We start from the raw sequence: 5,577 nt of genomic DNA, 5'->3' as shown, positions 1-5,577 counted from the left end.
TCGCCGGAGGGCGGGATTTTTCGAGGTGCCCTCAAGTATCGGACATGGGTTGCTGTGCACACAATACCGCCGCGTTACCGCGCCGATCTTGGCGGGAAGCCAGCGTTTGTGAGATCGACGGGGGAAAGCGACAAAGCTCGGGCTCAAGTAATCGCCGCTGGATACGAGCAGGAATGGCGTGCCAGGATCGAAAGTGTTAAGCGGAACTACAAAGGATACGACGCCCGTATCAAATCACTATTAGCTAGCGGCGCGGACCCTGTTTTTGCATCACTTGATGCAATTGACGTAATAGTTGACGCTACGCCGCCAGCGCCAAAAGTCGAGCGTATTGCGTTTGGTACATATATTGTAGATTGGCTAAAAATATCATCCGGAACTGACAAATCGAAGCACATGAAGCGAGTTACAGCGACGAAATTCGGCGCTGATTTCGTATATATTTCAGATGTTCATCGGCAAGCTGTGCAGAAATGGGTTAATACACAGATAGAGGGTGGGGCTAGCGTCTCGACAGTCAAGAGAGCGCTATCAGAACTGCGTGGATATTGGTCTTACCTTGTCTCGCTCGGATTGGCGCCAGAGGAGCAGGAGCCGTTCTTAAAACTCATTACTCCCAAAGCAGAGAAAGATACGCGTCGTGCTTTCGCGTCGGAAGATGTAGTAATACTGGTCCGACAGGCCGAAAAACGGAACGACAATGAACTTGCTGATGTTATTCGAATCGCTGCATATACCGGATGTCGCATCGAAGAAATCTGCACACTGCGTTGCGAAGACATTGATGATACGAAAATTACTGTTCATGGGACTAAGACCCGCGCTGCTATGCGTCAAGTCCCGGTTCACCCTGAGCTTGCCCCGACGTTGAAGCGGCTGAAAGGCAAGCGCTCATCCGGTTACCTTTTCAAAGATATGAAGCTTAATAAGTTTGGCGATAGAAGTAATGCTGTCGGAAAGAGATTTGGAAAAATGAAGATGGCTGAACCACTAAACTATGGGTCAGAATATGTTTTCCATTCCATTCGTAAGACATTCACCACATTATTGTGGTCTTCCGGCATTCAGCGCGAGCTGATTTCGCAAATTCTGGGCCACGAGACAGGGCATATCACAACAGATATTTATGCTCGCGACCCTGACTTCGAGACGAAGCGGCGAGCAATTGCCGCCGTGCAGTATCCCGCGCAGCTCTGACGCAGCTCGTGCGCAGACCGCGCAACAAGTTGCATATGGGCACCTCGAATAATGGGGCCTTCGGCTTCGTGGGATAGGCACAGAGGAACATTCCGGCCCATTGATTCTATCCCATCATCGCCGGAGGGCGGGATTTTTCGAGGTGCCCTGAAGTGTTATGCCGCGTGCTGGTGCTTTGCCCGTGCACGCTCACGAGGTTTGTGCAGCGTCACTTGGAGCCCCGCATTAAATGGGCGGAGGACTTGATTAATGGCTTCATAGCTAAACAGGTCGAGCTTGCCTCGGAGCAAGTCCGAGAGGCGCGACGGGCGCCAGCCGATAACGCGGGCGAGCGCAGCCTGGGACATGTTTGCCGCCTCCATCTTTTCCCTGATGAACACGACGGCTTCAGCTTTTACGGCGAGCTCCAGACTATTTGGGAGCCCGAGCTGCTCGAACGCATCGGTTGCGACATTGCGGGTGCGGTTCATGGTAAAATTCCTAGTGGCGTTCCATTTCGGCCTGATAGGCCTCGCGGATCTTATTGCGTTCTTGGAGTGACAGATTGCCGGCAGCGCCCTCCTTGGCATAAAGCACGACAACCACGTCTTCCGCGACGGCCAAGCTATAGACGGTCAGCAAGCCTATGCCCTTCCGCCCTTGAGAAATTGCTGCTTCCCTACACGGGAAGCCGAGCCCATCAACAGCGGCAAACGTCACCCCGGCCCGCTTCTTTTCGCCGTTTTTCGCGACATCGAGCATCGTTGTGACGATCACCTGAAGGTCTAGCGGTGTCAGCGCTAGCCCTAAAGTGTCTTTGATCCCGGGTGCAAAACGAATATCTCTCATGTGCAGGATCGTATTCCAAGTTTCTTGGAACACGCAACCAAAATGGTTACCCCCAACAGGTGATTCAAGGTGAGGCGGCTCTTCGAGCCTAATGGCATAGTCGGCCGGACAGAATAGCGGATAGGCTGGCCACCGTTAGTGTGGGGCGCCCCGGACACGGCATGAACGGTAAACACCCTTTGACCAAGGCGACTTGCAGCGGGGTGTGCCGGCGAGGAATGCCTCGCCGGCAGCCGCCCGGCGAATAGCAACTTTTTGCCTCTTCGACGTTGGAAGTGGAATTGCGCCGGTTCCGGCGTGAGCGTTTTGCCTACCTGTATCTGAATATCCCCTTGTTCACCGGATTCTATCCCATCATCGCCGGAGGGCGGGATTTTTCGAGGTGCCCATATATTTGAAATCGCGGAATCAAGGGTGGTATAACAAAAAGGCTCCGGTCATTGACCAGAGCCTTTGTTTGTTAACCGGCCCACCCCGTTTTGATCTTGGCGGATTGACGGAGCGGAGCCCAGAAAGGACCGGCCCTGAAAGCCGGTTAACGTTGATGATTATATCAATCGAAAACGTCGATTTCAACGACTTGCCCGCCATGATCGGCGGGGGCGATGCCTGACGGCGGCTTTAGTTCTCTTCTTATTGAAAATCCGTGTACAGCCGAATGGCAGCCACCTTCGCCGGCTGATGCCCGCGCTTTCGTTTATGCGATGCATGACACCGGCCAAGCCCTCTTGAAAGCCCTTGTCCCCGGCCGTTTCCCCAGCTTGCAAAAGTGCGGCGACGGCGGGCGAGGAATGGTCGAGATTGGCCCGAACGCTGCAGGAAAAACTGACTTCATCAAGGGCGTGCATCACTGCAAAAACCACTGGGCTTGCGCAATCGATACCCCTGGCTACCTCGCCGCTGAGGCCGCCGCCGCCGGGGCAGTGATGGACATGCACATGAAAAGCGGCAGCACTCTGGCTGTGATCAGCCTCGCCGCCAGCCGCATGGCCGAGTAGCCGGCGACAAAGGTCTTCGATGCAATCAAGACAGCCATGAAATCTTTCAAGAACTCTCGGGAGTGGCGTGCTGTATCGAAAGCATTGATCGGCACAATCGGTGCTGGCGATTATATGTTCTCGAAGACCAGCGGCCATGGCATGCATAAAGAAGTGGCGCTGTTTTTCAGAGATAGCGCTGATTTTGCCGCTATCGATGCGTCTCTTTGCTCAGCCTGGGTCCGCTGCTGCCGTGCCATAGGGCTTCGTTGCAGTCCCGCCCATGGCTTCGATCTTCGGCAGATCGAAGCGGGCACAGGGGTAAAAACCGCAGAATATATGCTCAAAGTGTCAGACCCAGGCATCGCCATTGCCGCCGCTCTGGCCGGCAAGCTGGACCCTGCAGCGGACAGTTGGACAGCATGGGACCTCTCGGCAGCCGCCACCGTCGGCTGCCCGGATTTTGAATTTGCCGGGCGGGCATGGGTGGAGTTTGTAGGCGGCGTGAAGGGCTTTTCGCGGTGCCGATGGTCCACCGGGCTGGCCGAGCATTTCTGCCCCACCGCCGCCGCCGCCGCCGATGGTGGTGTGATGGATATGGAATCGGGCGAAGTCATCGAGATCGACACCGTGCCGCCACCAGAAGCGCCGCCGAAGCGGATCATCTATGCCAGCATCAAACAGATCGATTACCGCCGCGTCCGGCGCCATCGCTTCCGGTCGCAAGTGCTGAAGGCCGCCGAGGAAGATGGGCAACCTGGGGTGAATCGGATCATTCAAAGCTTGATCGACCGTGATGATTGGTTGGCCGTGTGGCGCAGCCGCGCAGTTCAGACACTTCCCTTGTCATGCAAGCGCATCGCCCTAGATAGCCGCCCGCCGTGACAGTCTTGTTTGGGTATACCCGAGCGAGTCACGGCCATGAGACGCCGAAAGCGTCTTATTTGGGTTGCTTTTTGATTTGCGAGACGCTATCGTTTGCATGTCTAGACCCAAACGAGACAATATATTATGACGAAAATCGGATATGCCCGCGTTTCGACCAATGACCAGGACACTTCTATCCAAGTTGCCGCCCTACGCGCCGCTGGCTGCGAGATCGTGCGAGAAGAGAAGGCCAGCGGCACCAGCACGAGCGGCCGTACAGAGCTTGCAACTGTTCTGGATTTCCTTCGTGAGGGTGACGTACTGGTAGTTACCCGCATCGACCGGTTGGCCCGATCAATCGCAGACCTTCAAACTATCGTTCGCACGATCAAGCAGAAAAGGGCAGCTTTACAGGCCACCGAGCAGCCTATCGATACGGCCACGGCGGCGGGCAAGGCCTTCCTCGACATGTTGGGCGTCTTCGCAGAGTTCGAGACGAACCTGCGCCGTGAGAGGCAGATGGAGGGCATCGCCAAGGCCAAAGCCGAGGGCGTCTACAGGGGACGCAAGCCATGCATCGACGCCGCCGAGGTGCGAAAGATGCAATCCCAGGGAATGGGCGCAACGGAGATCGCAAAGCGCCTCGGCATCGGTCGCGCTTCTGTTTATCGCGTCCTTTAACCCGGATTTTGTGCCCGTGCCATCGCGCCATTCCGCCTTCCGGTTGGGCCGGAATTTGGCTATTCTGGCGTCAATCAGGGGCGGATCGGCCGTCCAGCTTTTTTGCTGGGGTGAGCGATGGCAATCGGCGCAAAGTTCAAGAATGCAAGTCTGAAAGACGCGATTTGGCCGAAGGTGAGCTGCATTTTAACCGCGATTGCGGCGGCTAAAGTTGCAATCATCATGTGCTACTGGATAATGCTGTCATATGGATTTTCAGCATTGGTAATGGCTTTTTCGGGGAAGGGGCTATACGGAGCAGCTCCAGGAGATAATATTGAGCTTTACCTTTATTTATTTATTGACATATCAATTATAATATTATTCTGGCCGGCCTTACTAAAAATTAAGGCCGAAAAATTTTGGGTTGTTCCATTTATTTCAGCGTGGGCCTTTATTGAACTGGCGATTAAACAGGCCAGCAATCCGGGACAAGGTCTGGTGCTGAGCGTGATTTTCGCATTTGCCGGGATCACCGCGTTTCGAGGTTGGCTTGGAATACGGCGTTATAGACGAGATGGAGCGCATCAGGAAGAAGCGCAACAAGAGCCGTGACCTTTCCGATCCGCTATTTCTCCAGCCGGGATAGAAAAACGGCCCCGATCTTCTCGGGGCCGTTTTACTGATGCTGGTGACCTAGCAGAATTCGAGATCGGCGGCGGGGCACGCGCACCACAAGAAGCCGCAGCTCGAGCAGATCGGCGCGCCATTCGCGGCCATCGCAGCCGCGAACAGGCCGTCAAGCGCGACGCCGCCGAGAGCGAACAGCATCGCCCTGATCTTCCGCATGTCCGCTTCCGCCGTCCGCCGCGCTTTGGGATCGGCGGGCGGATTGCGGCGCAACTCAATGAACCGCCGCGCCGCTTGGGCCGCTTTCAGAAGAGCGTCCACGATGTATTCAGGAAGTCCTGACTTCGTGAGAAGCTGTTCAGCATCGCTGATACTGCCCGCTTTCAGTAGATCGTGAATCTCAGTCAGGGCCTTTATT

Annotated in this window: 8 protein-coding genes; 5 read left to right on the top strand and 3 right to left on the bottom strand. The window is 55.4% G+C overall.

The annotated features are described in order from the left end of the window. The coding region (locus tag MTBLM5_RS15335) for a tyrosine-type recombinase/integrase (protein WP_173976940.1) at positions 1-1,197 on the top strand (1,197 nt) is incomplete at its 5' end. Positions 1,198-1,352: 155 nt separating this feature from the next. Here MTBLM5_RS15335 and MTBLM5_RS15330 read toward each other — a convergent pair. Continuing rightward, a complete protein-coding gene (locus MTBLM5_RS15330) occupies positions 1,353-1,667 on the bottom strand; it encodes an XRE family transcriptional regulator (RefSeq protein ID WP_173976939.1) in 315 nt (104 codons plus the stop codon). 10 nt (positions 1,668-1,677) lie between these two features. After that, positions 1,678-2,025 (bottom strand): hypothetical protein, encoded by a 348-nt coding sequence (locus MTBLM5_RS15325; protein WP_173976938.1) that lies wholly within the window; start codon positions 2,023-2,025, stop codon positions 1,678-1,680. 605 nt (positions 2,026-2,630) lie between these two features. Here MTBLM5_RS15325 and MTBLM5_RS15320 point away from each other — a divergent pair. The 4 genes from MTBLM5_RS15320 to MTBLM5_RS15305 all read left to right on the top strand — a co-directional run bounded on the left by MTBLM5_RS15320 (position 2,631) and on the right by MTBLM5_RS15305 (position 5,144). Continuing rightward, on the top strand, positions 2,631-3,023 hold the full coding sequence (locus MTBLM5_RS15320) for a hypothetical protein (RefSeq protein WP_173976937.1): 393 nt from the start codon (positions 2,631-2,633) through the stop codon (positions 3,021-3,023). Between the two features lie 36 nt (positions 3,024-3,059). Beyond that, on the top strand, positions 3,060-3,887 hold the full coding sequence (locus MTBLM5_RS15315; RefSeq protein WP_173976936.1) for a hypothetical protein: 828 nt from the start codon (positions 3,060-3,062) through the stop codon (positions 3,885-3,887). Between the two features lie 126 nt (positions 3,888-4,013). Then, positions 4,014-4,550, top strand: a complete 537-nt coding sequence (locus MTBLM5_RS15310) for a recombinase family protein (protein ID WP_173976935.1) — start codon at positions 4,014-4,016, stop codon at positions 4,548-4,550. A 117-nt stretch (positions 4,551-4,667) separates the two neighbouring features. Then, entirely contained in the window at positions 4,668-5,144 is a 477-nt protein-coding gene (locus tag MTBLM5_RS15305) for a hypothetical protein (protein ID WP_173976934.1), read from the top strand. Between the two features lie 81 nt (positions 5,145-5,225). Here the strand turns inward: MTBLM5_RS15305 and MTBLM5_RS15300 are convergent. Continuing rightward, positions 5,226-5,577 (bottom strand): hypothetical protein (locus tag MTBLM5_RS15300; protein ID WP_173976933.1); only part of this gene is annotated, 352 nt, incomplete at its 5' end.

It is taken from the genome of Magnetospirillum sp. LM-5 (assembly GCF_902729445.1).
GTDB lineage: Bacteria > Pseudomonadota > Alphaproteobacteria > Rhodospirillales > Magnetospirillaceae > Magnetospirillum.
This window is presented reverse-complemented; position numbering and strand designations above follow the sequence as displayed.